The 24,852-nt window shown below is 71.5% G+C and carries 26 protein-coding genes; 11 read left to right on the top strand and 15 right to left on the bottom strand.

The window, feature by feature from the left end:
- The first annotated feature begins 40 nt into the window (after positions 1-40).
- Positions 41-2,458 (top strand): galactose oxidase-like domain-containing protein, encoded by a 2,418-nt coding sequence (locus tag ACFV9H_RS29430; protein WP_385404008.1) that lies wholly within the window; start codon positions 41-43, stop codon positions 2,456-2,458.
- A gap of 145 nt (positions 2,459-2,603) precedes the next feature.
- Positions 2,604-3,386, top strand: coding sequence for a hypothetical protein (locus ACFV9H_RS29425; RefSeq protein ID WP_385404006.1), 783 nt, complete (start codon positions 2,604-2,606; stop codon positions 3,384-3,386).
- Positions 3,387-3,407: 21 nt separating this feature from the next.
- Here the strand turns inward: ACFV9H_RS29425 and ACFV9H_RS29420 are convergent, their stop codons facing one another.
- Positions 3,408-4,085 (bottom strand): hemolysin III family protein, encoded by a 678-nt coding sequence (locus ACFV9H_RS29420; protein WP_385404004.1) that lies wholly within the window; start codon positions 4,083-4,085, stop codon positions 3,408-3,410.
- A 211-nt stretch (positions 4,086-4,296) separates the two neighbouring features.
- On the opposite strand from ACFV9H_RS29420, the gene ACFV9H_RS29415 reads away from it, so the two are divergent.
- The gene (locus ACFV9H_RS29415; protein ID WP_385404002.1) at positions 4,297-6,126 is read left to right on the top strand and encodes a phosphoenolpyruvate carboxykinase (GTP); all 1,830 of its coding nucleotides are present in this window, start codon (positions 4,297-4,299) and stop codon (positions 6,124-6,126) included.
- 113 nt (positions 6,127-6,239) lie between these two features.
- Here ACFV9H_RS29415 and ACFV9H_RS29410 read toward each other — a convergent pair whose 3' ends face one another.
- The 4 genes from ACFV9H_RS29410 to ACFV9H_RS29395 are packed head-to-tail and all read right to left on the bottom strand — an operon-like array spanning position 6,240 to position 10,732.
- Positions 6,240-6,854, bottom strand: coding sequence for a hypothetical protein (locus tag ACFV9H_RS29410; RefSeq protein WP_385403999.1), 615 nt, complete (start codon positions 6,852-6,854; stop codon positions 6,240-6,242).
- Positions 6,841-8,394, bottom strand: coding sequence for a substrate-binding domain-containing protein (locus tag ACFV9H_RS29405; RefSeq protein ID WP_385404062.1), 1,554 nt, complete (start codon positions 8,392-8,394; stop codon positions 6,841-6,843). Before ACFV9H_RS29405 ends, ACFV9H_RS29410 begins: the two co-directional genes overlap by 14 nt.
- 59 nt (positions 8,395-8,453) lie before the next feature.
- Positions 8,454-9,641: a toxic anion resistance protein gene (locus ACFV9H_RS29400; protein ID WP_385403997.1), complete on the bottom strand. Its 1,188-nt coding sequence runs from the start codon at positions 9,639-9,641 to the stop codon at positions 8,454-8,456.
- A 14-nt stretch (positions 9,642-9,655) separates the two neighbouring features.
- On the bottom strand, positions 9,656-10,732 hold the full coding sequence (locus tag ACFV9H_RS29395; RefSeq protein ID WP_385403994.1) for a hypothetical protein: 1,077 nt from the start codon (positions 10,730-10,732) through the stop codon (positions 9,656-9,658).
- Positions 10,733-10,875: 143 nt separating this feature from the next.
- On the opposite strand from ACFV9H_RS29395, the gene ACFV9H_RS29390 reads away from it, so the two are divergent.
- Both ACFV9H_RS29390 and ACFV9H_RS29385 read left to right on the top strand, forming a co-directional pair.
- Positions 10,876-11,298 carry a hypothetical protein gene (locus tag ACFV9H_RS29390; protein WP_385403991.1) on the top strand — a complete coding sequence of 141 codons (423 nt, stop codon included), beginning with the start codon at positions 10,876-10,878 and terminating at the stop codon, positions 11,296-11,298.
- 139 nt (positions 11,299-11,437) lie between these two features.
- A complete protein-coding gene (locus tag ACFV9H_RS29385) occupies positions 11,438-12,532 on the top strand; it encodes a MerR family transcriptional regulator (RefSeq protein ID WP_385403989.1) in 1,095 nt (364 codons plus the stop codon).
- A 78-nt stretch (positions 12,533-12,610) separates the two neighbouring features.
- Here the strand turns inward: ACFV9H_RS29385 and ACFV9H_RS29380 are convergent, their stop codons facing one another.
- Both ACFV9H_RS29380 and ACFV9H_RS29375 read right to left on the bottom strand, forming a co-directional pair.
- The gene (locus tag ACFV9H_RS29380; protein WP_385403986.1) at positions 12,611-13,012 is read right to left on the bottom strand and encodes a hypothetical protein; all 402 of its coding nucleotides are present in this window, start codon (positions 13,010-13,012) and stop codon (positions 12,611-12,613) included.
- Between the two features lie 113 nt (positions 13,013-13,125).
- Positions 13,126-14,337: a pyridoxal phosphate-dependent aminotransferase gene (locus tag ACFV9H_RS29375; protein ID WP_385403984.1), complete on the bottom strand. Its 1,212-nt coding sequence runs from the start codon at positions 14,335-14,337 to the stop codon at positions 13,126-13,128.
- Between the two features lie 291 nt (positions 14,338-14,628).
- Here ACFV9H_RS29375 and ACFV9H_RS29370 point away from each other — a divergent pair, with 291 nt between their 5' ends.
- Both ACFV9H_RS29370 and ACFV9H_RS29365 read left to right on the top strand, forming a co-directional pair.
- Positions 14,629-14,775, top strand: coding sequence for a hypothetical protein (locus ACFV9H_RS29370; RefSeq protein ID WP_385403981.1), 147 nt, complete (start codon positions 14,629-14,631; stop codon positions 14,773-14,775).
- 34 nt (positions 14,776-14,809) lie between these two features.
- Positions 14,810-15,022 (top strand): hypothetical protein, encoded by a 213-nt coding sequence (locus ACFV9H_RS29365; protein WP_385403979.1) that lies wholly within the window; start codon positions 14,810-14,812, stop codon positions 15,020-15,022.
- Positions 15,023-15,030: 8 nt separating this feature from the next.
- Here the strand turns inward: ACFV9H_RS29365 and ACFV9H_RS29360 are convergent, their stop codons facing one another.
- Positions 15,031-15,585: a dihydrofolate reductase family protein gene (locus ACFV9H_RS29360; protein ID WP_385403977.1), complete on the bottom strand. Its 555-nt coding sequence runs from the start codon at positions 15,583-15,585 to the stop codon at positions 15,031-15,033.
- Complete coding sequence (locus ACFV9H_RS29355) at positions 15,582-16,181, bottom strand: TetR/AcrR family transcriptional regulator (RefSeq protein WP_385403975.1); 600 nt, start codon at positions 16,179-16,181, stop codon at positions 15,582-15,584. The genes ACFV9H_RS29360 and ACFV9H_RS29355 overlap by 4 nt, the downstream gene beginning before the upstream one ends.
- 137 nt (positions 16,182-16,318) lie before the next feature.
- Between ACFV9H_RS29355 and ACFV9H_RS29350 the strand changes: the two genes are divergently transcribed.
- Entirely contained in the window at positions 16,319-16,921 is a 603-nt protein-coding gene (locus ACFV9H_RS29350) for an alpha/beta hydrolase (protein ID WP_385403972.1), read from the top strand.
- A 47-nt stretch (positions 16,922-16,968) separates the two neighbouring features.
- Complete coding sequence (locus ACFV9H_RS29345) at positions 16,969-17,445, top strand: macro domain-containing protein (protein ID WP_385403969.1); 477 nt, start codon at positions 16,969-16,971, stop codon at positions 17,443-17,445.
- Positions 17,446-17,479: 34 nt separating this feature from the next.
- On the opposite strand, the gene ACFV9H_RS29340 is transcribed toward ACFV9H_RS29345, so the two are convergent.
- Entirely contained in the window at positions 17,480-18,133 is a 654-nt protein-coding gene (locus tag ACFV9H_RS29340; RefSeq protein WP_385403967.1) for an MBL fold metallo-hydrolase, read from the bottom strand.
- A gap of 91 nt (positions 18,134-18,224) precedes the next feature.
- Between ACFV9H_RS29340 and ACFV9H_RS29335 the strand changes: the two genes are divergently transcribed.
- A complete protein-coding gene (locus tag ACFV9H_RS29335) occupies positions 18,225-19,181 on the top strand; it encodes a GlxA family transcriptional regulator (RefSeq protein WP_385403965.1) in 957 nt (318 codons plus the stop codon).
- Here ACFV9H_RS29335 and ACFV9H_RS29330 read toward each other — a convergent pair.
- Together ACFV9H_RS29330 and ACFV9H_RS29325 are read right to left on the bottom strand one after the other, a co-directional pair.
- Entirely contained in the window at positions 19,165-19,566 is a 402-nt protein-coding gene (locus ACFV9H_RS29330; RefSeq protein ID WP_385403962.1) for a DUF6083 domain-containing protein, read from the bottom strand. The genes ACFV9H_RS29335 and ACFV9H_RS29330 overlap by 17 nt on opposite strands.
- 121 nt (positions 19,567-19,687) lie before the next feature.
- Positions 19,688-20,131, bottom strand: a complete 444-nt coding sequence (locus ACFV9H_RS29325) for a nitroreductase/quinone reductase family protein (protein WP_385403960.1) — start codon at positions 20,129-20,131, stop codon at positions 19,688-19,690.
- Between the two features lie 157 nt (positions 20,132-20,288).
- Here ACFV9H_RS29325 and ACFV9H_RS29320 point away from each other — a divergent pair, with 157 nt between their 5' ends.
- On the top strand, positions 20,289-20,474 hold the full coding sequence (locus ACFV9H_RS29320) for a hypothetical protein (RefSeq protein WP_365171726.1): 186 nt from the start codon (positions 20,289-20,291) through the stop codon (positions 20,472-20,474).
- A gap of 124 nt (positions 20,475-20,598) precedes the next feature.
- On the opposite strand, the gene ACFV9H_RS29315 is transcribed toward ACFV9H_RS29320, so the two are convergent.
- Genes ACFV9H_RS29315 through ACFV9H_RS29305 form a run of 3 tightly spaced genes read right to left on the bottom strand, consistent with a single transcriptional unit; the run spans position 20,599 to position 24,506 of the window.
- Positions 20,599-21,606 (bottom strand): YdcF family protein, encoded by a 1,008-nt coding sequence (locus tag ACFV9H_RS29315; RefSeq protein ID WP_385403957.1) that lies wholly within the window; start codon positions 21,604-21,606, stop codon positions 20,599-20,601.
- Between the two features lie 17 nt (positions 21,607-21,623).
- Positions 21,624-23,225: an amidohydrolase family protein gene (locus ACFV9H_RS29310; RefSeq protein ID WP_385403955.1), complete on the bottom strand. Its 1,602-nt coding sequence runs from the start codon at positions 23,223-23,225 to the stop codon at positions 21,624-21,626.
- Positions 23,226-24,506 (bottom strand): amino acid deaminase, encoded by a 1,281-nt coding sequence (locus ACFV9H_RS29305; protein ID WP_385403952.1) that lies wholly within the window; start codon positions 24,504-24,506, stop codon positions 23,226-23,228. It lies immediately after the preceding gene.
- Between the last annotated feature and the right edge of the window lie 346 nt (positions 24,507-24,852).

Below are 24,852 nucleotides of genomic sequence, written 5' to 3'. Positions count from 1 at the left end.
GAGTCGAGCCGAGTCGAGCCGCACAGAAGGGAAACTTCCCATGCTTCTGAAGATCCGGCGGAGGGCAGGGCGGCGGGCCGCCCTGCTGGCCGTCGGGGCGATGACCGCGGGCCTGCTGCTCACCGCACCGCAGCAGGCCACGGCCGGAGCGCCCAATCTGCTCTCCAATCCCGGTTTCGAGACGGCCGGCGCGCCCGGCTCCGACATGCCGTCCTGCTGGTCCAAATCCGGTTGGGGCGACAACGACTTCACCTTCGCCACCGTCGCCGACGCGCACACCGGCACCAAGGCGATGAAGGTCTCGCTGACCCGCCGCGTGTCCGGCGACCGCAAGGCGCTGGTCACCGAGAACGCCACGTGTGCGCCGACGGTCGTGCCGGGCAAGCAGTACGACCTGGCCGCCTGGTACAAGTCGAACACCCCGGACGTGTCGGTGACCGTGTTCCGTCACGACACGACGGCGGGCTGGCAGTACTGGACCGACCTGCAGAATCCGCCGGTCAGCGCCGCGTGGGCGCGTACGGAGGTCCGTACGCCGGCCGTCCCGCCGAACACCGACAAGATCGCGTGGGGCCTTTCGGTCTACGGGGTGGGCACGCTCACCACCGACGACTACGTGGTGGAGGAGGTGGGCGCGGTCCCGCCGCAGCCGACCTGCTCGGGCACGGCGGAGGAGTGCGCCAAGGGCAAGTGGGAGGTGATGGCCACCAAGAACCCCGTGCGCTCGATGCACGCCGTCGTCCTCAAGAACGGCAAGGTGCTGCTGATCGCCGGTTCCGGCAACGACATCGCCCAGTTCAACGCGGGCACCTTCACCTCCGCCGTCTACGACCCGGTGAACGGGACGGTCAAGACGATCCCGACGCCGGTGGACATGTTCTGCTCGGGCCACGTGCAGCTGTCCGACGGTCGGGTGCTGGTGATGAGCGGCAACAAGGGGTACCCGTCCGCCGACGGCAAGATCGGCTACCAGGGGCTGAAGGACTCGTACACCTTCGACCCGACGACCGAGACGTACACGAAGACGAACGACATGAACGGCGGGCACTGGTACCCGTCGGCGACGATCCTCGGCAACGGTGACGTGATCTCCTTCGGCGGTCTGAAGGAGGACTCCACGGGCAACGTGACCGCCGAGAAGTTCTCGGCGGCGCAGAACAAGTGGCTGCCGATGAACGAGGTCAACCAGACCTGGTCGTACTGGGGCCTGTACCCGTCGATGATCCTCATGCAGGACGGGCGGCTCTTCTACTCGGGCAGCCACACCTTCGGCAACGGCACCCCCGGCACCGGCGCCTCCGTCTACGACTACGACGCCAACACCATCACCGACGTGCCGGGCCTGCGGAACAAGGACGAGCGCGACGAGTCGGCGAGCGTGCTGCTGCCGCCCGCGCAGGACCAGCGGGTCCTGACCATCGGCGGCGGCAACAACGAGCGCAACCCGGCCGCGAACCGGCTCACCGACATCATCGACCTGAAGCAGCCGAGCCCCGCCTACACGGCCGGCCCCGACCTGCCGCAGGGCCTGGTCGACCAGGGCCAGGGCAAGCGGCCGCAGACCGGCGCCGAGGGCAAGATGTTCGTGTCCGCGGTGCTGCTCCCGGACGGCAAGGTGCTGGAGACGGGCGGCGGGCTGCACGACCGGGCCGACCCGGTCTACGAGGCCTCGTTCTTCGACCCGACGACCAACACCTACCAGTCGGGCCTGGCGACCGACCCGATCCCGCGCACCTACCACTCCGGGTCGTTCCTGCTGCCGGACGGCCGGGTCATGTCGGTGGGCGACAACCCGGGCAACGGCACGTACAACCACAACGTGTCGATCTACACCCCGCCGTACCTCTTCAAGGGCGCGCGCCCGCAGATCACTTCGGTGATCGACAAGGAGTGGGTGTACGGGGACACGCAGCGGATCACCGTGAACCGGGCGGTCGCCAAGGCGGAGCTGATCCGCCCGGCGGCGGTCACCCACTCCTCGGACCCCAACCAGCGGTTCGTGGACCTGCCGATGACGGTCGTCAACGGCACCACCATCGACCTCAACGTCACCAGCAACCCGAACCTGGCGCCGCCCGGCTGGTACATGCTCTTCGCGGTCGACGCGAACGGCGTCCCGTCCATCGCGCAGTGGGTGCACCTGGGCGGACCGTCGGCGCTCGCGGCCACCGCCGAGCAGCCGTCCGCGCACGAGCACACCTTCGCGAGCGAACTGGCGGCCCCGAAGCAGAACCCGGCCAAGCGGGACTCCGTCCCGGTCGCGCCCACCGTGGCGGGCTGCGACCGCCACTACGGCACGGTCAACCTGTGCGTGCCGACCCGCTTCCCGGCCGAGGTGAAGGAGACGACGAAGGCCCGCTGTGACTGGCTGGCCTCCCACCAGTACCCGAAGCGCATGAAGGTCAACGGCAGCGACCCGCTGCGCCTGGACCCGGACCGGGACGGCTACACCTGTTAGCCGGCCGGTACGGAAAGGGGCCCGGCCGCGCACGGCGGCCGGGCCCCTGCCCACGGTGACGACAGGGCCCGGCCCGGTCGACCCGCGTTCCGCCGGGTCGGCCCACCGGAATGCGGGGCCCGGCCCGCCGTGCGATAACGGCATCATGAGGCAGTCCCCGACGGCCACGGCCGCAGAGATCAAGATCAGCTTTGCCGCCGGGGAGGCCGGGGCGGCCCTCGACGCCCTGGGGCTCGACCGGGCGGAGGGGCGTTCCCGTGTCGTCCACTTCTGGGACCGGCCGGAGAAGGAGGCCGGGGACGGCGCCGGAGTCTCGCTGCCCCTGCTGGATCAGGGGGTCATCCTGCGGCTGCGCCGGGACGAGGAGGCCACCGGCTCCAAGCGGAAGGCGGACCTGACCGTCAAACTGCGTCCGTGCCCCCTGCTTACGTCGCCCTGGCAGCGGGTGCGTGAGGAGGAGGACCAGGGGGAGGACTGGGAGTTCAGGATCGAGGAGGACCGCGCCGGGCCCGCTTTCACCCCCGTCCTGTCGGCCTCACTGGAAGCGGAGCGGAAGTTCGAGGCGGCGCTCGAAGCGGAAGGCGGCCCGCTCGACCGCGTGATCATCGAGCCCCAACTGGAACTGCTGGAGGCGGCCGGGGCGGCGGTGGACGACCTCGACGGGCTGGCGGCGCTCGGTCCCATCCGCGCCGTCAAGTGGAGGCAGGAGTGGGACGGCCTGCCCGGATCCGTGGCGATCGAGGAGTGGACCACCGGAAACGAGCTGCGGTTCCTGGAGGTGTCGGTGCGCGCGGACCTCGGCGAGGCGCCCCGGGTCCAGGACCTGCTCGCGGAGGCGCTGCGGGCGCGCGGTCTCACCGCGCCGCTGTCCGGTGAGACCAAGACCCGGGCCGTGCTGAGGGCCCTCGCCCGTGATCTGCTGCGTTGACCGCCTCGGCCCCGCCGCCGCTCAGTGCGAGTACGCGGCGAGCGAGATGCCGACGTAGTGGGCGACGAAGGCCGCGAGGGTCAGTGAGTGGAAGACCTCGTGGAAGCCGAAGAAACGGGGGGAGGGGTTGGGCCGCTTCATCCCGTAGATGACCCCGCCGACGCTGTAGAGCAGCCCGCCGACGATCACCAGGACCAGGACGGCGATGCCGCCGGTGCGCATGAAGTCGGGCAGGAAGAAGACGGCCGCCCAGCCCATGGCGATGTAGCAGGGGGTGTAGAGCCAGCGCGGGGCGCCGACCCAGAAGACGCGGAAGGCGATGCCGGCGGCGGCCGCGAGCCAGACCGCCCACAGCAGGGTGCGCCCGGTGGAGGGCGGGAGCAGCAGGACGGTGAGCGGGGTGTACGTGCCCGCGATGATCAGGAAGATGTTCGCGTGGTCGAGCCGCCGCAGGATGGCCTCGCCGCGCGGACCCCACGTACCGCGGTGGTAGACCGCGCTGACGCCGAAGAGCAGGCAGGCGGTGAGGATGTAGACACCGCAGGCCACCCGTGCCCGCGTCGAGTTGGTGAAGGCCATCAACACCAGGCCCGCGATCACCACTGCGGGGAACATTCCGGTGTGCAGCCAGCCGCGCATCAGCGGCTTGGCCTCCGGCTCTGCCGTTGCGGCGGCGGCGTCAGAAGTCATGGCGCACATGCTACCTACGGGTCCGTAGGTTTCCGTTAGTCCTCTTTACGGAAGATTGACGGACGTGGCGATGCTCACGTGAGAGGCCCTCTGGACATATGCGCACATCCACCGGATGATCAGATGAGTGCGGTCGACACCGGATGAGCGGAGCGCGAAGCGTCCGGGTCGCAGCCCCCACGGGGCCTACACCAAACAAACCCCTCAACAAGGAGCAATCGTGGCGCGCGACAACGCGGCTCCCACCATCCCGACGACCCACCAGGAGCTGATCTCCTGGGTGGACGAGATCGCAGCCCTCACCCAGCCGGACCGCGTCGTCTGGTGCGACGGCTCCGAGGGCGAGTACGAGCGCCTCTGCGAGGAACTCGTCGCCAAGGGAACGTTCAAGAAGCTCGACGAGACGAAGCGCCCGAACTCGTACTACGCCGCCTCCGACCCGTCCGACGTCGCGCGCGTCGAGGACCGGACCTTCATCTGCTCCGAGAAGGAAGAGGACGCGGGCCCCACGAACCACTGGAAGGCTCCTTCCGAGATGAAGGAGATCTTCGCCGGCAAGGGCGAGGAGGGCGGGATCTTCCGCGGCTCCATGAAGGGCCGCACGATGTACGTCGTGCCCTTCTGCATGGGCCCGCTCGGCTCCGAGCTCTCCGCGATCGGCGTCGAGATCACCGACTCCGCCTACGTCGCGGTCGCCATGCGCACCATGACCCGCATGGGCAAGCCCGTCCTCGACGAGCTCGGCACCGACGGCTTCTTCGTCAAGGCCGTGCACACCCTCGGCGCCCCCCTGGAAGAGGGCCAGGCGGACGTCCCGTGGCCGTGCAACACCACCAAGTACATCTCGCACTTCCCCGAGACCCGCGAGATCTGGTCCTACGGATCCGGCTACGGCGGCAACGCCCTGCTCGGCAAGAAGTGCTACGCCCTGCGCATCGCGTCCGTCATGGCCCGCGACGAGGGCTGGCTCGCCGAGCACATGCTGATCCTCAAGCTCACCCCGCCGCAGGGTGAGGCCAAGTACGTCGCCGCCGCGTTCCCGAGCGCCTGCGGCAAGACCAACCTGGCCATGCTGGAGCCGACCATCCAGGGCTGGACGGTCGAGACCATCGGCGACGACATCGCCTGGATGCGCTTCGGCGAGGACGGTCGCCTGTACGCGATCAACCCCGAGGCCGGCTTCTTCGGTGTCGCCCCCGGCACCGGCGAGCACACCAACGCCAACGCCATGAAGACGATGTACGCGAACACCGTCTTCACCAACGTCGCGCTCACCGACGACGGCGACGTGTGGTGGGAGGGCATGACCGAAGAGGCGCCCAAGCACCTCATCGACTGGAAGGGCAACGACTGGACCCCGGAGTCCGAGACCCCGGCCGCCCACCCCAACGCCCGCTTCGCCGTCCCGGCCTCGCAGTGCCCGACGATCGCCCCCGAGTGGGAGGACCCCAAGGGCGTCCCGATCTCCGCGATCCTCTTCGGCGGCCGCCGCGCCTCCGCCGTGCCGCTGGTCACCGAGTCCTTCGACTGGAACCACGGCGTCTTCATCGGCTCGAACATCGCCTCCGAGAAGACCGCCGCCGCCGAGGGCAAGGTCGGCGAGCTGCGCCGCGACCCCTTCGCCATGCTGCCGTTCTGCGGCTACAACATGGGCGACTACATGGCCCACTGGGTCAAGGTGGCCGCGGACAAGGACCAGGCCAAGCTCCCGAAGATCTACTACGTGAACTGGTTCCGCAAGAACGACGCGGGCAAGTTCGTGTGGCCCGGCTTCGGCGAGAACAGCCGCGTCCTGAAGTGGATCGTCGGCCGCCTCGACGGCACCGCCGAGGGCGTCGAGACCCCCATCGGCATCCTGCCGACCAAGGACTCCCTCGACCTCGACGGCCTGGACCTCCCGGCCGAGGACCTGGACTTCCTCCTCACGGTCGACAAGGAGGTCTGGCGCGAGGAGGCCGCCCTGGTCCCCGAGCACCTGAACACCTACGGCGACCACACGCCGAAGGAGCTGTGGGACCAGTACCACGCGCTCGTCGAGCGCCTGGGCTGAGAGCCCGATCCCGGTAGCACCGGGCCAATGAACGTGGGAGCCCCCGACCAAGCGGCGCCCACCGCTGTGGGAGCCCCCGACCAAGCGGCGCCCACCGCAGCACCGGCCTGTCTTCAGGAGCGTCCGCGCTCCTGAAGATAGTTCGTGTGCGACTGCTGACGGCCGGCCTCCGCCTCGCGGAGGTCGGCCGTCAGTCGTTCCGCCTCCTCGAACAGGAGGTCCAACTGACGCTCCAGCTGCCGCTCGGGAGACTCGCCGCCCGGCGTCAGCCGCGCCCACCAGCGCGTCCGGTTGTAGGTGTCCACGCACTCCGGCACGTCCTGGCGCACCGCACGCGACACCGCGTACACCGACTCCGGATCGGCGACCAGGACCTCCGCCACCCACCCCGGATCGAGCAGGGCCTCGTAGAAGCCCATCAGCTCGGTGAGCCGGTCCCCGGCGGCCGACGGCAGGTCCACCCCGGCCAGGTACTCGCGCAGCAGCCCGAAGTCCGCCCGCAGTACGTCGAGTTCCGCGTTCGGGTCGAAGACCGGCGCCGCCGCCCGCTCCGGCGGGGCGATCAGCGCGCCCGCCCCGTACAGCCCGGCGACCACCACCGGCCACCACGCGCTGGCCGCCCCGGTGAGGGCGAGGCCCACACCGGCCACGCCACAGGCGCAGCCGGCCAGGTTCTTCTTCGACTCCAGGAAGCCCAGCAGGCCCCCCACCCCGCTACTGGTAGCCACGGATCTCCTCGAACGCTCCGTCCAGCGAACCGTTGCCCTCGGTGGCGTCGAAGAGCCGCCCGCCGGTCAGTTCGGTGATGTGGGTGAGCTCCTTGCGGTCCGAGTCCCCGAACAGCACCGCGAACACCGGCGTGCCCTTCTGCGCCTCGGGCAGCCCGGCGTAGAAGGAGTCGAAGTGCTTGGCATTGACCCCCTCGGTGTTCGCCCCGTCCGTCATCAGCACGATCGAGGTGAAGGCGTCCCCGCCGCCCTTGCCGATGTGCTGGTACGCCGCCTCCAGACTGCTGTAGATCGCCGTACCCCCCTCCGGCCGCAGACCTTTGATGTCCGCGCGGATGGCGTCCAGGGCGGCCGCCTGCTTGCCCGGCTCGACCACGTACGGGTGGATCGACTTCACCTTCGACCCGAAGGACAGCAGCGTGACCTCCTCGCGGTCCCGGAACCGGTGTCCGGTCTCCGAGGTCCCCGTGCCCGTCAGATCGGTGAGCGCCGCCTTCAGCCGCCCGATCCGGTCCTCCTCGGCCATCGAGCCCGACGTGTCGAGCACGTACACCGTCCGCGAGGGCCGGCGCAGCTCGTTCTCGTACGAGGCCAGCAGCCCGTCGGCGACCGGCCGCGAGCCCGGGAACGGCAGCTCGCGCCGCTTGTCCGCGCCCAGCCCGGCGGCCGGGGCCACCCCGGAGGCGACCGGACGGCGGAAAGTCTGCTCGGTGATCGCCTTCTGCGCCTCCGCGCCGCGCAGGTAGTCGGTCAGCGCCCGACCCGAGTCGCGGGCCCCTGCCGGGGCCGAGGTCAGCAGGGTCAGCGGGTAGTGCGCGGTGACCACGCCGTCCAGCGGCCGGATCACCTGAAGGTTCGTCTTCGAGTCCCGGTTCATGGCGAGCAGCACGGACTCGTAGTTGACGAGCGCGTCCACGTCCCCGCGCTTGGCATAGGCGGAGGCCAGCCAGCCCGAGGAGCCGGAGGTCAGCTTCTGCCCGGAGAAGAACTCCTTCAGCTTGGGCTGCGCCGCCTTCACGTCCGCGTCGGTCAGCGCGGCCTGCGCGCCGGACAGCGCCGAGGCCACCGAGATCAGGGCGGAGAAACCGGAGTTGGAGCGCACCGGGTCGGTCATCCCGTACGTCAGCCTCCCGGCGGCGACGGCTTCGTGGACCTTCGACCAGGTCACCGTCTCCGGCTGCCAGCCGAGCCGGACCAGCGCCTCGGGCTTCACGCCGAGGGCGACCGGCGAGGACATCACCGGGGTCTCGTTGGCGAGCTTCCCGGCGGCCTCGGGGCGCAGCCGCAGGTAGTCGTTGGAGGACAGCCAGATCGCGTCGTACTTCCCGTCGGCCTTCCCGGAGGCGACCTGCTCCACGGCATCGAGCGTTCCGGTCCAGGTGAGGTTCACCGCGACGCCGGTGGCCTTCTTGGCCTGCTCCAGTACGGGCTTCATGTCGGCGAGCTCACTGGAGGCCAACACCCGCAGGGTGCCGTCCTTGTAGACGGAGGGCTCGGGCTTGGCCGGCTTGTCGGAGCTGCACCCACTCGCGGCCATCATCCCGACCAGCGCCAGCGCGGCCACCCAGCCGCGGCGCGGCCGGCGCCGCTCGGCCCCGCTCACTGCGCACCCCCCTCAAGCGCATTCGCCGTCCGCGTCCGGGCCAAGTACTCCGACGCCGAACGCAGTTCATCCGTAAGCGACTCCACCGTGGCGGCCATGCTCTCCGTCGCCTGCACCTTGAACGTGTCGATCGCGTCGAGCGTCTTGTAGATCTGCGCGAAAGCCACCCGCAGGGTCTCCGCCCCCACCGCCGGATCGGCGGCGATCCGCTGGATCTCCCCGCTCTGCGAGGACAGCATCTCCGCATTCCCCCGGATCAGCTCCTCGGTGGTCCCCTTGAGCGCGTTGACCTGCTCGATCACCTTCTTCTGGTTGTCGAGGGCCGAGGCCAGCATCACCGCGATCCGCAGCGCCGACACCGTCGTCGTCGCGGCCCGGTCCACGCCCTTGATCAACTCGTCGTTGTTGCGCCGGACCACGTCCATCGCCAGGTAGCCCTGCGCGCACACCGCGAGCTGCGTCAGCAGGTCCTGGTGCTTCTGCCGCACCGGGAACAGCACGTCCGCCCGCATCGCGTCCGCGGCCTGCGGATCGACCGGAGCCACCTCCGCGATCCGCTGCTCGACGGCCGTGTCCAGGGCCTCGGTGAGGACCGCGTACTCCTGGAGCTTGCCCATCGTCTCCCACAGCCGGGCCCGCTCGGTGTGCAGCGCCGCGTTGTCGCGGCGCAGCTCGTCCTGGCCGCCGCGCAGCGCGCCGACGATCTTGTTGAGGGTGGCCTGCGAGGAGGCGTACTTCGCCACGCGGTCGCGGAACCTGTTGCCGCCGGGCAGCTTCGAGAGCAGCTTGCCGAGCCCCTTGGCGGGCGCGTCCCGCGGATCGAGGTCCTCGACGGTGCGCCGCAGTTCGACGAGCGAGCCGGCGACCCGGGCCTGCGCGTCCGCGCCGCCGTCCGAGCCGAGGGAACGCACGGCTCGCTCCAGCATCCGGTTGGACTGCTGGGCGGCGCTGCGGATGTCGGCCGCGCCGAGGCCGGCGATCTCGCCGATCTTCGTCGCGAACTCGGGGGAGCGGGTGTCGATCCCGGCGAGCCGGCCGACGTATTCGTCGGCGCGGCGGGCCATCTCCTCGCGCACGCCGTCCTGGAGCGGGACCAGGCCGGACGCCTGCTCGCGGCGGACGGGGGCGACGGGCTCGGGAGCGCTGAGGACGAAGGTGCCGTCCTCCGGAGGTGTCAGTGTCATCGTGTTCGGTCCCCCTAGCCCTTGGCGCGCTGGGCCAGCGCCATCAGGATCTTGACGGTGGGCGTGCCGACCTGGCGGATGCCGGTCAGGCCCGGGTTGAGGTAGGCGGCGTGCGGCGCGGTGACGGCCGTGAACTGGGCCACGCCCTCCTGCGGGCGGAACCCGCGCTGCATGATCAGGTCACGCAGCCTGGGGTCGGTGCCGAGGAGAATGCCGAGGTCACCGGCCTTCTCGTTCAGCGGGACGAAGGTGTGCGCCGTGTTGACGGTGGTGTCCGGGTAGAGCACGACCATCTCGCCCGGGTCCTGGTGCTGGAGCAGCATGGAGGCCACCTGGGACTCGTACGCCAGGATCAGCGGTTCCCCGCTGCCGCTGATGAACGCGCGGAACGGACCGTCGGTGCTGGGCTCCAGGGAACCCTGTACGGAGATCAGCTTGCGCATCAGGGGCGCGGTGCGCTCGATCCCGGCGTCGTCGGCGACGACGGTGTTGCCGTTGGCGACGTTGGAGGCGAGGGCGAGGAAGAGCGCACCGGAGTTGGAGGTGGACGGGTCGGTGGTCTTGATGAACACCCTGCCGGTCAGTTCGGGGTAGGCGGCGGACCCGGGCAGCTGCTGCCAGTTGCGGTCCTCTTCGGCGGCCTTGAGGAAGGGGCCCATGAGCAGGGTCCCGGTGTTCTTGCCGTTCATCTTCACGAGGCCGCCGTCGCTGAGGACCTTGGCGGCGCCCGGTCGGGCGATGACGACGATCGGGGAGAAGAAGGGCTTGACCTCCTGGGCTCCCTTGATCCCTGCGGCGGCCGCGACCTCCTTGGCGGGCTCGCTGCTGCTGGGGAAGGCGAAGTCGAACTCCTTGAGGGCGAGTTGGTCCATCGCCCAGGAGCCCGAGGACTCCGCCTTCACGGTGTAGCCCCTTTCCTTCAGGGCCTTGACGACGTCAGGGTCGCGGAAGAAGTCGGACTTCTCCGAGCCGATGACGCCACGCACGGTCTTCGTTGCCGTGGATTCCGGGTCCTGCCCCTTGAGAAGGACGACGGCTGCGACGCCGCCGATCAGGAGGAGGCCCAGGATGATTCCCAGGATGCGTCTCACGGGTGCAGCGTGCTCGCGGAAACCCACATTCCGCGCGCAGTTGAATGAACGTCAGGTGTCCAGGCGGTCCCACTTCGAAATGCTGTGTGGGCCCGCCGGTGCTGGTGGGCGGGGCGGTCGCCGAGGAGGATCGTGCCATGGGCGTGAGCGCGTTGAAGTGGCAGGGCTGGCTGGTGGGTCTGGTGACGCTGGCGGCCCTGCTGGTGTTCGCCCCGCTCGGCCTGTACGTGTGGGCGAGCGGTGGCGGTCCGACCGAGGCCGCGCCGCGGCCGGCGGTGGAGGACGTACGGGTCACGGGGTGCCGAATCGATCCGGCGAGCCGGCGGGTGCTGGCGGCGGTGGAGGCGACGGGCCGGGCCGAGGGGCGGGGCGCGTACGTGGTCACGGTGGAGTTCCGCGACTCGGCGACCCCGGACCCGGCGGGCCGCTCCGCCCAGGCACTGGTCCGCGTGCCGGGCGTGGCCCCGGGCGCGACGGAGCACGCGGAGGCCCTGGGCCCGGTCTGGCCGGCGGGGACCACCCCGTGGTGCGGGGTCGCCGCCGCGGAGTTCACGGCCGCGCCGTAACCCGCGCGCCGCCGGGCCCCCGGCCCCTGGCTCTACCCCCGGCGACCGCTCCGGCTTCCCTGCCCGCATGCTGATCGGCATGAATGCGAGTCGGCCTGCGGTTGACCCTCGACTTGGTGGAGGGCCCAGAGTCCTGGGTGTGGAGAGCGAGATGCGCGGTATCGGCGAGATGGCCCGGGACAGTGGACTGGGCGTGAGCGCCCTGCGGTTCTACGACGGTGCGGGCGTACTGGCCCCGGCCTGGGTGGATCCGGTGAGCGGCTACCGCTGGTACGGCCCCGAGCAGCTGGAGGAGGCCCGGCTGTTGGCCCGGCTGCGCCGGGCCGGTATGCCGCTGGCGGACATTCGGCTGGTGCTGGCCGGATGGTCCGGTTCGGACACCGATCTGGTGCGGAACCTGCTCCAGGCGCATCTGCGCCGTCTCGAACAGGGGCTGTCCGATGCCCGCGGCGAGTTCTCCACGATCCGAGCGCTACTCGAACGCAGGGAGAACCCCATGACTTCGCTCCGCACCACGGCCCTCCGGTCGACCGTCTCCGCACCCGAACTGGCCGCAGCGCTGGACGGGGTCCGGTTCGCCGCCAGTACCGACCCGGAGCTGCCGATGCTCGGCGGTGTCCTGTTCGACATCGAGGGGGACGAGCTCCGTGTCGTGGCCACCGACCGGTACCGGTTGGCCGTCGCGCAGGCCGGTACCACCGGGCACGGCGGGCCCCGTGTGCAGGTCATCGTGCCGTCCCCGCTCGTCGACGCGATGCGGGCGCTGCTGGGTGACGACGCGACCGTTCTCCTCACCGTGGACGGTGACCGCGTGGTCTTGGAGGCGGGGGACCGTCAGGCGGCCGGTCGGTGCCTCGATCACGACTTCCCCGACTACCGTCGCCTCGTGAGCGTGCCGGCGGGGCGCCGTGCCCTCGTCGATGTCGCGGCCCTCCGGGAGGCGCTGGAGACCGGCCCCGTCCGCCCGAGCGAGGCCCGCGAGCAGGACGGCGTCTCCTGCGACCTCAGCGTGCTCGACGTGGCGGCCGACGGTGTGGTGACGGTCTGCGGGGACGGCGACGACGGCCGGGACCGCGTCGCCGTCAACCGTGAGTTCCTGCTGGAGGCGCTGGCCGCCGGAGCTCGGGACCGGCTGGTCCTGGAGTTCGGTGCCCCTACGGCGCCGGTGGTGATTCGCCGGACCGACACCGAGGACGCCTTTTCGCTCCTGATGCCCGTGCGTCTGGAGGACTGACGACCGGGGCGGTGCCGCGCTCCCCGCAGGGGGAAATGGCACCCGGTCCGGAGCCTCCGCGGCCCCGGACCGGGGCCGTCAGTGGGCGCCGGCCAGGTCCTGGGACTCCAGGGCGGCGGCGTGGGCGTCCATGCGCTCGGCGGCGAGGATCGCGACGGTGGTGTCGGCGCGGGACGCGGCGACGAGGAGCGCGCGGGCGGCGAGGTCGTGCGCACGCTGGTGCAGGGCCGCGAAGTCCCCGGATTCGCCGGTCTGCGGAGCCCGCGCCGGCGCGGCACCGCGCAGCCGCGTGACCTGGTCGGCGATCTCGGCGGCGGCCTCGGCGAGCCCGAGCTCGTCGGTCACGGCGAGCAGCGCCGAGAGGTGCCCGGCGAGCTGGATGTCCAGCGCCTCGGCGCGGCTGCGGTGCGGATAGTCCGGGCTCGCGGCGGCGGCGCCCATGCGGTGGACGACCGACTTCGTGCGGATCGGCTCGTACATGAGGTGGCCTCCTGCGTGGTCAGGAGACCATCCTACATTGGATCCGTTCTAAAGTTGAGTTCAATCCTGTTGATCGCTTGAGCGCGTCCGGTCGAGAATCCGCCGCGTCGCTCCTACGGCTGGCTGTAGCCGTCGAGGAACTTCCCGATCCGGGTCACCGCGTCGGCGAGGTCCTTAGCGTTCGGCAGGGTCACGATCCGGAAGTGGTCGGGCTCGGGCCAGTTGAAGCCCGTACCGTGCACGACCATGATCTTCTCGGCGCGCAGCAGGTCCAGGACCATCTGCCGGTCGTCCTTGATCTTGTAGACGGACGGGTCGAGCTTGGGGAAGGCGTAGAGCGCGCCCTTCGGCTTCACGCAGGTGATGCCCGGGATCTGGGTGAGCAGGTCGTAGGCCGTGTCGCGCTGCTCCAGGATCCGCCCGCCGGGCAGGACCAGGTCGTCGATCGACTGGCGGCCGCCGAGGGCGGTGGCGATGGCGTGCTGCGAGGGCATGTTCGCGCACAGGCGCATGTTCGCCAGGATCGTGAGGCCCTCGATGTACGAGGCGGCGTTCTTCTTGGGGCCGCAGACCGCCATCCAGCCGGACCGGTAGCCCGCGACGCGGTAGTTCTTCGAGAGCCCGTTGAAGGTGAGGCACAGCAGGTCCGGCGCGATGGCGGCCGTGTTGGTGTGCGTGGTCCCGTCGTAGAGGATCCGGTCGTAGATCTCGTCCGAGCAGACGACCAGGTTGTGGCGGCGGGCGATGTCCGTGAGCCCGCGCAGCATCTCGTCGTCGTAGACGGCGCCGGTCGGGTTGTTCGGGTTGATGATCACGATCGCGCGGGTGCGGTCGGTGACCTTGCGCTCGATGTCGGCGAGGTCCGGCATCCAGTCGGACTGCTCGTCGCAGCGGTAGTGCACGGCCGTGCCGCCGGCGAGCGCGACGGAGGCGGTCCAGAGCGGGTAGTCCGGGGCGGGGACGAGCACCTCGTCGCCGTCGTCGAGCAGTGCCTGCATCGACATCTGGATCAGCTCGGAAACCCCGTTGCCGAGGTAGATGTCCTCGACGTCCAGCTCGATGCCCTTGGTCTGGTAGTGCTGCATGACCGCGCGGCGCGCGGAGAGCAGCCCCTTCGCGTCCCCGTAACCGTGGGCGGTGCCCAGGTTGCGGAGCATGTCCTCAAGGATCTCCGGCGGGCACTCGAAGCCGAAGGCCGCGGGGTTGCCGGTGTTGAGCTTGAGGATGCGATGACCTGCCGCTTCGAGCCGCATCGCCTCTTCGAGGACGGGTCCGCGGATCTCGTAGCAGACATTGGCGAGTTTCGTTGACTGGATCACCTGCATGACGGGAGCTTACGGGTCTCCCGGGCTGTCCGCTGGGGCATTTCCGCCGGACGCCGGGGAGCGATATGTCCCGTTTCGTGCGATGGGTGGGTGGTGACGCCGACCACCCTTGGAATCCGGGGCGGGCCCGCGTCCCGGCCTGCGGAATGGGTGCGGGCGGGTGGGGGAGCGGCGGCGGGTGTTGCGCTCGTCACCCCGGGGGCCGCCGGCGGGCGGCTGAGTACGGGGCCGGGCGCGCGGCTGAGTACGCGCACTCATGCGGCGGGCCGGGCCGGCGGAGAGGCTGGGGGCATGAATCAGCGCGAATGGAAGCCCGCGGACCACGGCCTGCGCGCCGAACGGATCGGCACGATGATCATGGCCCTGGCAGGGGGGCTCATGTTGGCGGGGACGATGTTCTTCGCGCTCCTGCTGCTGGTCCTGCAGGCCGGCCACTGAAGGGCGTGGGGCAATGCGATTCGTGGTCGGAGACATGGCGATCACCACGGTCGGCAGGGACGGCGACGACCGGGCGATCGAGTTCCTCGTGACCCCGCACGGCGCCGCCGAGGAGGCGCGCTTCGTGATCCACCGCGAACACGACCGGGGCTGGGAGGCCGCCCGCCTCACGGTCGATCCGCGGTCGGGCGGCGTCCCGGTGGCCGCGGTGGAGTGGGCGGTGGAGTTCGCCCGCGAATACCTCTAGCCTCTCGCCTACCTCTGGATCGCGTACGTGGCCTGCGTGAAGCCGGCGCCCAGCGCCCTGGTCGACCGGAGGGCGAGCCGGACGTCCTGCCCGGCGAGCGCGCCGAAGAGCGGGATGCCGGAGCCGATGAGGACCGGCGCGGTGGTGACGGTCAGCTCGTCCAGTAGCCCCTCCCGCAGGAAGGTCTGCACGATCTTCCCGCCGTCCACGTACACGCTCTTCGCCCCGGCGGTGGTCAGTCCGGCCAGCAGCTCGTCGAGGGAGCGGTACACGGTGATCCGCTCGTCGTCGCTGTTCAGCGTGGTGCTCAGGACGGCCACGCGCTTGCCCTCGTACGGCCAGAAGCCGAAGGTCAGCACCTTCTCGTAGGTGTTGCGGCCCATGGCGAGGGTGTCGATCCCGGCCATGAACTCCGTGTAGCCGGTGTCCCCGACCTCCTCCTCGGCGTACGAGGTCAGCCACTCGATGTCGCCGTCGGTGCGGGCGATGAAACCGTCGAGGCTGACCCCGATGGTGACGGCCGTACGGAAGGCGCGCTCCTGCGGGGTCGGCGTGCTGCTCACTGGCTCTCCTTCTGTCGGTACGGGTGCAGAGTGACTTCGAGGGCATCGAGCCGCCGCCCGGTGAGGGTGCCCTCCCGGTCCACCGCCCACAGCACCCCGGCCCCGGTCGTGGCCTGCTGGACCGAACGGGTGAGCAGGGCGGTGTCGGTGTCCGGACGCAGCTCCCCGGCCGCGACCGCCTCCTCCAGCAAGGCGCGTACGGCGGCCTGCTGGGCCTGCTCGGAGGCGAGGGCGAGGCGGTGGAACTCCGGGTCGGCGAGGTCGGCGCACAGGAACGCCAGATGGTTGGCGAACTCCTCCGGCGTCACGACCCCGCCCCAGACCGCCGCCGTCAGCGCGGCGAGCGCGTCCAGCGGCGAGGGGTGCTGCGCCCGGACGTGCGCGTGGAGGCGCCCGACCTCCTCGGCACCCCGCTCCGCGACGGCGAGCAGCATCCCGCGCTTGGACCCGAACCGCTGCGACAAGGTCGCCGGCACCAGCCCGACCTCCTTGGCCACGGCGGCCAGCGTCAGCCGCGCGGGCCCGGTCCGGCCCATGACGCCGACGGCGGCATGAAGGATCGCGGCGTCGTCGATGCCGCGCGGACGACCGGCCATCCGGGCCCACCTCCCCATTGATGAATGACTGTTCATTTATTAAAGCGCGAGCGGATCGCTGCGCGCAAGTACCAGCGCGGACGGGCGATCCGCCGCAATCCCACGCGAGCCTCCGTGATCACGATTAGCCTGCGCCCATGGCTGCCTCCTCCTCTTCCGTCTCCTTGCCCACGCCTGCCCGTACGCGCTTCGAGGGTGATCCCGGCCGCGTCGCGGTCGTCGTCCCGGGCGTCGGCTACTCGCCGGCGCACCCTCTGCTCGACTACGCCCGGCTGGTGCTGCTGCAGCACGGCTGGACCGTCCAGCAGCTGTGGTGGCGGATCCCGGGTGAGTTCCGCGGGTTCACCGCCGCGGAGCGGTCGGAGTGGGTGGAGGCGCAGGTCGCGGCGGCGGTGGACGCCGAGGGTGGAGCCTGCCGCATGCTCGTCGGCAAGTCGCTGGGCTCCCTCGCCACCGGTTTCGCGGCCGACCGGAACCTTCCCGCGGCGTGGCTCACCCCACTGCTCACCTCCCCCCGCGTCGCGGACGCCCTCGTCCGCACCAAGGCCCCGACCCTCCTCGTCGGCGGCACGGGCGACAGCCTCTGGGACGCGCGGGTGGCGGACGAACTCCCGCACCGGGTCCTGGAGATCCCGTCGGCGGACCACGCGCTGCTCATTCCGGGCGACGCGGTCCGGTCGGCGGGGGTGCTCCAGCGGGTGACGGCGGAACTGGACACGTTCGTGGGGGCGGTGGGGTAGCCCCGAATTCCCCGGGCGTTGTCAGTGGTCGCGCATACCGTGGGGGGATGAAGCCGCTCAGGATCATCGACGGGGACGCGACCAGTCCGCAGGCCAAGGGACCCAAGGTCATCGCCCATGTGTGCAACGACATCGGGGGGTGGGGGAAGGGCTTCGTGCTCGCCGTTTCGAAGCGGTGGCCCGAGCCCGAGGCCGAGTACCGGGCGTGGCACCGACGGCGCAGCGGGAACGACTTCGGGTTGGGGGCCGTGCAGTTGGTGCGGGTCAAGCCCGACGTGTGGGTCGCCAACATGGTCGGCCAGCGCGGGATACGGACCGGCAGCGGCGGGCCGCCGATACGTTACGACGCCGTGGAGCGCTGCCTCGCCACGCTGGCCGGGCACGCCGTCGAGCTCGGGGCGAGCGTGCACATGCCGCGCATCGGGTGTGGGCTCTCCGGCGGCAAGTGGCCGCGCATCGAGTCGCTGATCAACGACCAGTTGTGCGCGCGCGACGTGGAGGTGACGGTCTACGACCGCGCCTAGTGCTGTGACCCGGTGAACCTTTCCGGTCGCAGCACTAGCGCGGCGCCGTGTCGTCGGCCGGGAAGGCGGGGCCGTGGCCGGGCACGATCACGTCCGTGGCGGCCAGTACCCGGAGGCGGGAGGTGCGCAGTACGTCGTGGTCCGGGGCGACCGGGTCGTCGACCGGGCCGTTGGGCCGCCACCACAGGTCGCCCACGAAGGCGATGGTGCCCTCCTGTGTCCCGGCGAGGAGGGTGATGTCCTCGGGGCTGTGGCCCGGCGTGCGGATCAGGCGCAGGGAGGGGGTGAGTTCGTACCCCTCCGCGTCGCGGTCGGTCCACTGGTCGGCCTCGTAGATGGCCTTGTGGTCGTGGACCCGGGCCTGCCCGAAGAGGCCCACGTTCATGGTGTTGTCCGGGTGGTGGTGGCTGAGGATGACGTCCGTGATGTCGTCGGGGCCGAGGCCGAGTTCCGCGAGCGGGCCCAGGATGCGGTCGCGGCTCGCCACCATGCCCGGGTCGACGATCACGTGCCGGTCGCCGTCGGAGACGTAGGAGACGGTGGCGGCGACCCCGGGGCCGGTGGAGAGGGTGTAGCCGGTGGTCAGGATCGTGTAGGTGGCGGTGCGGCCGAGCGGTGCGTCGGTGTGGGTGTCAGTGTGCACGCCCGTGTGAGTGTTCGTCAGTGTGGCCGTCTGGGTGTTCGTCATGTGCTCAATCCTGGCTGCGGGAGACCGCGTTCACGAGTGGCACTGCTGCCAGTGATCGCGGGAATCGTGCCAAGCTGTCATGCTTCCCCGCATGGCCCCCTTCACCACCGTCGCCGCCTACGCTCCGCCCGGGGTCGGCATGCTCGCCGTTGGGATCGTCGCCGAGGTGTTCGGTGTGCGCGGGGCGGGGTTGCCGCGGTTCGACTTCGCCCTGTGTGCCGAGCGGCCGGGAGCCGTGGTCACCGATGTCGGGGTGCCGGTGGCCGTCGAGTACGGGCTGGAGCGGCTGGCCGACGCCGAGCTGGTGATCGCGCTGCCGTGGGCCGACTTCCGTACCCCGCCCCCGCCCGCCGTGCTCGACGCGCTGTCGGCCGCGCACGCGCGCGGCGCGCTGGTCGCCGCCCACTGCGTCGGGACGTTCGCGCTGGCCGCCGCCGGGCTGCTCGACGGGCGGCGGGCCACCACCCACTGGCGCTTCGCCGGGCTGCTGGCCGACCGCCACCCGGACGTCGCCGTCGAGGCCGACGCCCTCTACGTGGACGAGGGTCGGATCGCCACCGGCGCGGGCGCCGCCGCGGGCTTCGACCTGTGCCTGCACCTCCTGCGCCGGGAGCACGGGGCCGCGACGGCCAACGCCATCGCGCGGGACCTCGTACTGCCCTCGCACCGCGACGGCGGGCAGGCCCAGTACCTGGCGGCCCCCGTCCCCGCGGACTGCCAGGACGAGCGGCTGTCCGAGGTGCTGGCCTGGACCCGCGAGCACCTCGCCGAGCCGCTGCCCGTCGCGGAGCTGGCCCGGCGCGCCATGATGAGCAAGCGGTCCTTCGCCCGCCGCTTCGCCGCCGCGACCGGCACCACCCCGCACGCCTGGCTGCTGAACCTGCGCCTCGGCAGCGCCGAGGAGCTGCTGGAGACCACGGAGCTGCCGGTCGAGGAGATCGCCCGCCGGGTCGGCTTCGGCAGCGCGGCCGTGCTGCGGGAGCAGTTCGTACGCCGCCGGGGCGTCCCGCCCCGGGCCTACCGCCGCTCCTTCACCCGCATCCCGTAGCCGGTGGCCCGGTCGCCGCGCCCGCCCGGCGTGCCGTGCACACGTCGAAGTGGCTGACCCGGCAGGTGTCGGCGGGCATGGCCGCGCCGAGGTTCACGGCGGTGCCGTCGCCCGCGATGCGCCGGCGCTTGCCGACCGGTACGAGGTGGCAGGGCCGCTCGCCCGGCTGTACGAGGAGCCACTTGCCCCGGACCGTCCTGTGCCAGTACGCGGCTTCGCCGCACAGCCGGCAGACGGCGGGCCGGCCCTCGCGCGCATCGGCCTGCCGCAGCTCCTGCGCTGCCTGTGGCTGCCGGACGACGGTCACCAGGGCGTCGGCCAGGACCTGTCCGAGGAGGAGCGGGCCGTGGTCGCCTCGCTCCTGCTTGCGGGTGTTCGTGTTCAACCATCCCCCCTTACCGCCCTGTTGTTGGCGGATCGAGGGCAGGCCGTGCCGGCCGCCGGCCGAAAGATGACCCGAACGGGTGGCGGCGCGTGGCGGGGCGGGCGGCGCGAGGAGGAGGGCCCTAGCGCTCCAGGATCACCAGCGGGATCTCGCGGGCCGTCCGCTCCTGGTCCTCCTCGTACGGGGGCCACAGGCCGGTCATCATCTCCCAGTACATCTCCCGCTCCACCGGCGTGGCCGTGCGCGCCGTGGCCGTGAAGAGGGCGGCGCCCACCTGGAGGCGCACCTCCGGGTGGGCGGTGAGCCGTCGGTACCAGGCGGGATGGTCCTGCGATCCGTAGCCCGCGGCCAGGACGATCAGCCGGTCCGCGTCCTCGCCGTAGATCAGCGGGGTCCGGATGGTGCGGCCGGTGGCGCGGTCGAGCGTGGTGAGCAGGAGGGTGTGGACTCCGTGCCAGAGGTGCCCGTCGGCGCCCGCCGTGGTCACGTACGCGCGGACGTGGTCGAGCCGCGGGCCGGGCGGCGGGTCCGAGGGGTGGTCCCAGTCGACGTCGAGTGCGTGCATTTACCTGTCCTTAGGGTTTTGGCCCCCGGGCGGCTAACGAGCATTAACGATTCTGGATGCGGTCGACCCGTACCGCACGTCCGCGGGACCTGCCCGAAGTGCGTTCATGGGGACCTGGCCGGAGTATGGGGCCAGGGGAAACCGTAGGAGGTACGCGATGGTCAGTGAACCCGACGAGCAGCCCACACGGTCGGACCGGCTCCACACGGGCGGGGACCGGCCGTACGACCCCGAAGACCTCGTGATGGCGACCGGCCACGACCCGACTCCGGAGCGGGTCGAAATGGCGCGCCGGCTCATCGAGAAGGAGGGCCCGCAGGTCATCGAGCGGTACCTGCCGTAGCGGCTCGTAGCTCGTGGCTCGTGGCGCCTGGTACGCGCCGCGCGCTGTCCCCAGCCCCGTCCCGGACCCCCGGCACGGGGCCGAGGCACGTCGGCCGCAGTCCGTCGGCCGCAGTCCGTCGGCCTCAGCCCGTCAGCGTGGCCGCCGTGCCGAGGGCGGTCAGCAGCCCGCAGATCCCCAGGTTCACGGCCCTGTGCTCCCAGAACACCGCGACGAACTCGCGGATGGTCGCGCTCGGCCAGTAGTACTTCGCCGTGGGCGAGCCCAGTACCTGCCCGTTCACCCCGGTCTTGCGGGCCATCATCGCGGCCCGGAAGGCGTGGAAGTTGTTGGTGACCACCACGCACCGGTAGTCCGGGTCGTCCGCCGTCATGATCTCGCGGCTGAACCGCATGTTCTCCTCGGTCGTCGTGGACCGGTCCTCCAGCGTGATGTGCTCCGCCGGCACGCCCCGCGCGATCAGCCAGTCCGCCATCGCCCGCGCCTCGGCGATCTTCTCGTCCGAGCCCTTGCCGCCCGACGGCAGCAGCACCGGCGGCCGGCCGCCCCGGGCCAGCTGGGCCTCGTAGATGTCCTGGCCCTTGCGCAGCCGCGAGGCCAGCAGCGGCGGCACCCGGTCCCCGCCGATCAGGCCGGAGCCGAGCATGACCACGTGGTCGACGTCGCCGCGCACCTTGATCCGTCCGTAGAGGAAGGCGTACCCGAGGAAGCAGAGGAAGAGGAAGGAGACGTACGCGACGATCACGGCGAGCGTGCCCACGATGCCGTCGAGGACGCGCGAGCCCGCCATCTGGACCACGAGCAGCAGCGCGAGCATCCCGAAGATCCCGAGCCCCGCGAGCAGCGACAGCAGGTTGGCCGGACGGCTCCCCTCCTTGCGGACCATGGTCACGCCGTTGGCGATCAGGAAGACGCCGAGCGCCAGAGTGCCGAGCGTGGGCACGGCGAGGACGGCCAGGACGATGGGGTAGGCCAACCAGCTCGGCAGCTTGCCCAGTTGGAGGAGCAGGGCGAACGAGAGGGTGATGAAGGTCAGTCCGAACAGCACGGCGTTGCGGAAGCGGCGGCGGTCTTCCCGCGCGCTGAGGCAGAAGGCGAGGAAAAACACGGCGGCGAGGGCGAAGGCGACCATGCCGCCCATCGTAAATGTCAGATTTGAGTACGAGTGTGAGCCGTGCGGGCAGTTGTACGGCGCACGGAGCGGCCCGCCAGGACGTCCGTGCGGCGCCCGTCGCGCATCACGAAACGCCCGTCGATCAGTACGTGCGGAATGCCCGTCGGCAGCACCCGCGGGTTCTCGTACGTGGACCCGGCCGCGACCGTGTCCGGGTCGAAGAGCACGAGGTCGGCGCGGTGGCCCAGCCGCACCAACCCCCGGTCGGGCAGCCGCAGGCGCGCCGCGGGCCGGCCGGCGAGGTGCGCCACGCACTCCTCCAGCGAGAGCAGGCCCAGCTCGCGGACGTAGTGGCCGAGGTAGTGCGGGAAGGTGCCGTAGGCGCGAGGGTGCGGTTTCGCGCCCTGGAGGATGCCGTCGGAGCCGCCGGTGTGGGCGGGGTGGCGCATGATCGCCCGGACGTTCTCCTCGTGCCCCACGTGCTGGAGGATCGTCGGCGCGAGCCGGTCGCCGAGCAGCAGCCGCCGGGCGGTGTCCCAGCCGTCCACGCGCGTGCCGACGTACGCGGCGAAGTCCGGGTCCGCGGTTCCCGAGACCTCGATGGTCGACCAGTCGACGGGCACCCCGTGGCAGCCGTCCGCGCCCTCGACCTCCAGCGCGTACCGGATCCGCTCGGCTTGCGCGTCGTCGCGCAGCCGGGCCAGGACCGCCTCCGGGCCGCCCTCGTTCGCCCAACTGGGCAGCAGCGCCACGAGAGTGGTGCAGCCGGGGGTGTACGGATAGCTGTCGAGGGTGATGTCGGCGCCCTCGGCCAGGGCCGCGTCGAGCAGGTCCAACAGTGGGCCGGCGCGGCCCTCGTTCTCGCCGAAGTTCATGGTGGCGTGCGCGAGGTGGAGGGCGCAGCCGGCCTCCCGGGTCAGCTCGACCATCTCGGCATAGGCGGCGAGCGCGCCGCGGCCGTACGAGCGGTGGTGCGGGCAGTAGTAGCCGCCGTACCGCGCCACCACCCGGCACAGCTCGGTGAGTTCGGCGCCGGAGGCGTACATGCCGGGGGTGTAGGTGAGGCCGGAGGACATGCCGACGGCGCCCTGCGCGAGGCCGTCGGCGAGGAGCGACCGCATCCGGTCCAAGGCGGCCGCGGTCGCCGGGCGGTCGTCCCAGCCGAGGGCGTACGCCCGGACGGTGCCCTGCGGCACGAGGTACGCGGCGTTCACGGCGCAGCCTTGACCGTCGTGGGCCCCGTCCAGCCGGTCGAGGTACTCGCCGACCGTGCGCCAGTCGAAGTCGACGTCGTCCCCCGGCCCGTTCCAGCCCGAGATGGCGGCCCGCACCTCGCCCAGCGTGCGGTCGTCGACGGGCGCGTACGACAGGCCGTCCTGGCCGAGGACCTCCAGGGTCACGCCCTGGGCGGCCTTCGCGCTGTGGTCCGGGTCGCGGAGCAGGGCGAGGTCGCTGTGGGCGTGCATGTCGACGAAGCCGGGGGCGAGGGCGAGCCCGTACGCGTCGAGGGTGCGGCGGCCGCCGCCCGCGATCCGGCCGATCTCGACGATCCGCCCCTCGTGCACGCCGACGTCGGCCTGGTACGAGGGCCCGCCCGTGCCGTCGACGACGCGGGCCCCGCGGATGACCAGCTCCATCTAGAAGAAGGTGCGCACGAACTCGGTGACGGTGCCGTCGGCCTCCACCACCGGGATCAGCGGCCACTTCTCGAAGATGGTGCACGGGTGGGACATCCCCAGCGCCACCCAGTCGCCCACCTGCACGTCGTCGGGGGAATCGGTCTCCAGCCAGGCGTGCTGGTCGGACAGCTTGACCACCCGCACGCCCGTGGCGGGCCGCTCCTCGCCGGTGAGTTCGTCCCGGACCAACTCGGCCTCCGGGAGCCCGAGATCGTACGCGATGTCGCGCTTGCCGGCGTTGACGAAGGCCTGGGTGGGGGAGGGCCGGGAGACGACCTGGGTCCACAGCCGGAACGCGGGGCGCAGCCCGCCCTCTTCGGGGTGCCGGTTGAAGGGGGTCAGGCCCTTGTACCAGCCGTGGTCGTGGGAGACGTACGCGCCGGAGCGGAGCAGCTTCAGCACGGGGCGGGAGAGCTCCGGGACCTCGGCGAACACGTCGGCGACGGCGTCGAACCAGGAGGAGCCGCCGGCGCTGACGACGATCTCCTCGACTTCGGCGCCGAAAAGGCCGGCCTTGTCGAACTCGACGGCGAGACCGGTGAGTCGGCGCAGGTACGCGTGCACGCGCTCGGGGTCGGCGTCGGGCACCTCGGCCTCGTAGCCGGCGATCCCGACGAGCCGCAGGGTGGCGGTGGCGGCGACCGCGTCGGCGACGGCCCGGCAGTCCTCGTCGCTACGGGCTCCCGTGCGGGCGCCCTCGCCGGCGCCGAGCTCGACGACGACGTCGAGGCGGGCGGGCGAGTCCCGCAGGGCCCGGTCCATGAGGTGCACCCCGCGCACGGAGTCGACGTAGCAGACGAAACGGAAGTCGGGGTCGCTGGCGAGCTCGCCGGCGACCCAGCGCAGGGCGGCGGGATCGACGAGCTCGTTGGCGAGGAAGATCCGCTGGATGCCGAAGGCGCGGTAGACGCGGGCCTGGTGCGGGACGGCGGCGGTGATGCCCCACGCGCCGTGCGCCAGCTGGCGGCGGAACAGCTGCGGGGCCATGCAGGTCTTGCCGTGCGGGGCGAAGGCGAGGTCGTGCCGGGCGGCGTAGGCGCCGAGGGCGGCGAGGTTGTGCTCCAGCGCGTCCGCGTCGAGGGTGAGTACGGGGGTGGTGAACCCGCCGGTGTACAGGTCCCGCCGCTGCCGCGCGAGCTGCCCGACGGTGAGCCCGGCCGTCTGGGCGTCCGGGGGGAGGCCCTTGAACCGGTGGTCGACCGGTTCGTCGGCGAGTGCGGTGACGGGGTCGCTGGCCATGCGGGTGCCTCCCGGGGTTGCTGGGTTGCGCTGGGTGCAACGGTCGTTGCGTGTTCCGCTGCGAGCTGTCTAACATCCCGGGTGACGAAGGGTCAACGCGTGCCGTCCGGCGCGGCGCCGCTGCCGGGGCGCCGCCCCGGACCCCGCGCCTCAAACGCCGGCGAGGCTGGATTTGCCTCCGGCGGCGCGTCAAAACGCCGGCGAGGTTGGATTTGCCTCCGGCGGCGCGTCAAAACGCCGGCGAGGTTGGATTTGCCTCCGGCGGCGCGTCAAAACGCCGGCGGGGCTGGGTTTGCCTCCGGCGGCGCGTCAAAACGCCGGCGGGGCTGGGTTTGCCTCCGGCGGC

Source organism: Streptomyces sp. NPDC059874 (genome assembly GCF_042731135.1).
GTDB lineage: Bacteria > Actinomycetota > Actinomycetes > Streptomycetales > Streptomycetaceae > Streptomyces.
The sequence above is the reverse complement of the archived record's forward strand: the minus strand, read 5'-3'. Positions and strand labels throughout refer to the sequence as shown.